Origin of the sequence: Humibacter sp. (genome assembly GCF_035547335.1) — a bacterium.
In the GTDB taxonomy this organism is placed as follows: Bacteria; Actinomycetota; Actinomycetes; order Actinomycetales; family Microbacteriaceae; genus Humibacter.
The window spans coordinates 1-1,733 of the sequence record NZ_DASZVF010000049.1 but is presented as its reverse complement, the minus strand read 5'-3'; the positions used below and the strand labels follow the sequence as shown (position 1 = coordinate 1,733).

General features: G+C 71.0%; 1 protein-coding gene. It reads right to left on the bottom strand.

Annotated features, from left to right (window positions below):
- Positions 1-1,733: ATP-dependent Clp protease ATP-binding subunit (locus VHB92_RS10615; protein WP_325453722.1), on the bottom strand; the 1,733-nt coding region annotated here is incomplete at both ends.

The window sequence follows — 1,733 nt, the reverse complement described above, 5'->3', positions numbered from 1 at the left end:
AGCCACTCTCTGGCCGCGTCGGTGACCTGCAGCTGCAGCCGCCTGGCCGCCAGCCGCCTGGCCAGCTGCGCGATCTGGATGTCCACGATGGAGGTGAGCTCCTCGGTGGACAGCGCGTGGAACACCACCAGGTCGTCCAGCCGGTTCAGGAACTCCGGCTTGAAGTGCCTGCGCACCACGCCGAGCACCGCGTCGGTGCGCTGCTGCTCGTCCAGTGACGCGTCGGCCAGCGCAGCGGAGCCCAGGTTGGAGGTGAGCACCAGGATGGTGTTGCGGAAGTCCACCGTGCGGCCCTGCCCGTCGGTGAGCCGCCCGTCGTCGAGCACCTGCAGCAGCACGTCGAAGACGTCGGAGTGCGCCTTCTCCACCTCGTCGAGCAGCACCACCGTGTACGGCCTGCGGCGCACCGCCTCGGTGAGCTGCCCGCCCTGGTCGTAGCCGACGTAGCCGGGCGGGGCGCCGACCAGCCGGGCCACCGAGTGCTTCTCGGCGTACTCGCTCATGTCGATGCGCACCATGGCGCGCTCGTCGTCGAACAGGAACTCCGCCAGCGCCTTGGCCAGCTCCGTCTTGCCGACCCCGGTGGGCCCCAGGAACAGGAACGAGCCGGTGGGGCGGTCCGGGTCGGCGATGCCGGAGCGGGCACGCCGGACCGCGTCCGACACCGCCCGCACTGCCGTGTCCTGGCCGACGACACGCGCCTCGAGGGCCGCCTCCATCCGCAGCAGCTTCTCGGTCTCGCCTTCGAGCAGCCGACCGGCCGGGATCCCGGTCCAGGACGCGACCACCTCGGCGACGTCGTCGGGGCCGACCTCTTCCTTGACCATCGGCGCGACGGCGGCATCTGCCGCCTGCTCGGCCGCTGCGGCAGACGCCAGCTCGGCCTCGGCCGCCGGGATCTCGCCGTAGAGCAACCGGCCCGCGGTCTCGAGGTCACCTGCCCGCTGAGCGGCTTCGGCCTGGGTGCGCAACGCGTCGAGGCGCTGCTTGAGGTCACCCACCCGGTTCAGGCCGGTCTTCTCGCGCTCCCACCGTGCGTTGAGGGCGGCGAGCTGCTCGTTTTTGTCCGCGAGCTCCGCGCGCAGCTTCTCCAGCCGCTCCCGCGAAGCAACGTCGTCCTCGCGCTCGAGGGCCATCTCCTCCATGCGCAACCGGTCGACGGCGCGCTGCAGCTCGTCGATCTCGACCGGTCGCGAGTCGATCTCCATCCGCAGCCGCGACGCGGCCTCGTCGATCAGGTCGATCGCCTTGTCGGGCAGGAACCGCGACGTGATGTAGCGGTTGGACAGCGTCGCGGCCGCGACGAGCGACGCGTCGGTGATCTCGACCTTGTGGTGGGCCTCGTAGCGACCCTTCAGGCCACGCAGGATCGCGATGGTGTCCTCGACCGACGGCTCACCCACCATCACCGGCGCGAAGCGGCGCTCGAGCGCCGGGTCCTTCTCGATCGACTCGCGGTACTCGTCCAGCGTGGTCGCGCCGATCAGCCGCAGCTCACCGCGCGCGAGCATCGGCTTGAGCATGTTGCCGGCATCCATCGCGCCCTCGCCCGCCGAGCCGGCGCCGACGACGGTGTGCAGCTCGTCGATGAAGGTGACGACCTGCCCGTCGCTGTCCTTGATCTCGGCGAGGACGGCCTTGAGCCGCTCCTCGAACTCGCCGCGGTACTTCGCACCCGCGACCATCGCCGCCAGGTCGAGCGACACCAGGCGCTTCCCGCGCAACGACTCGGG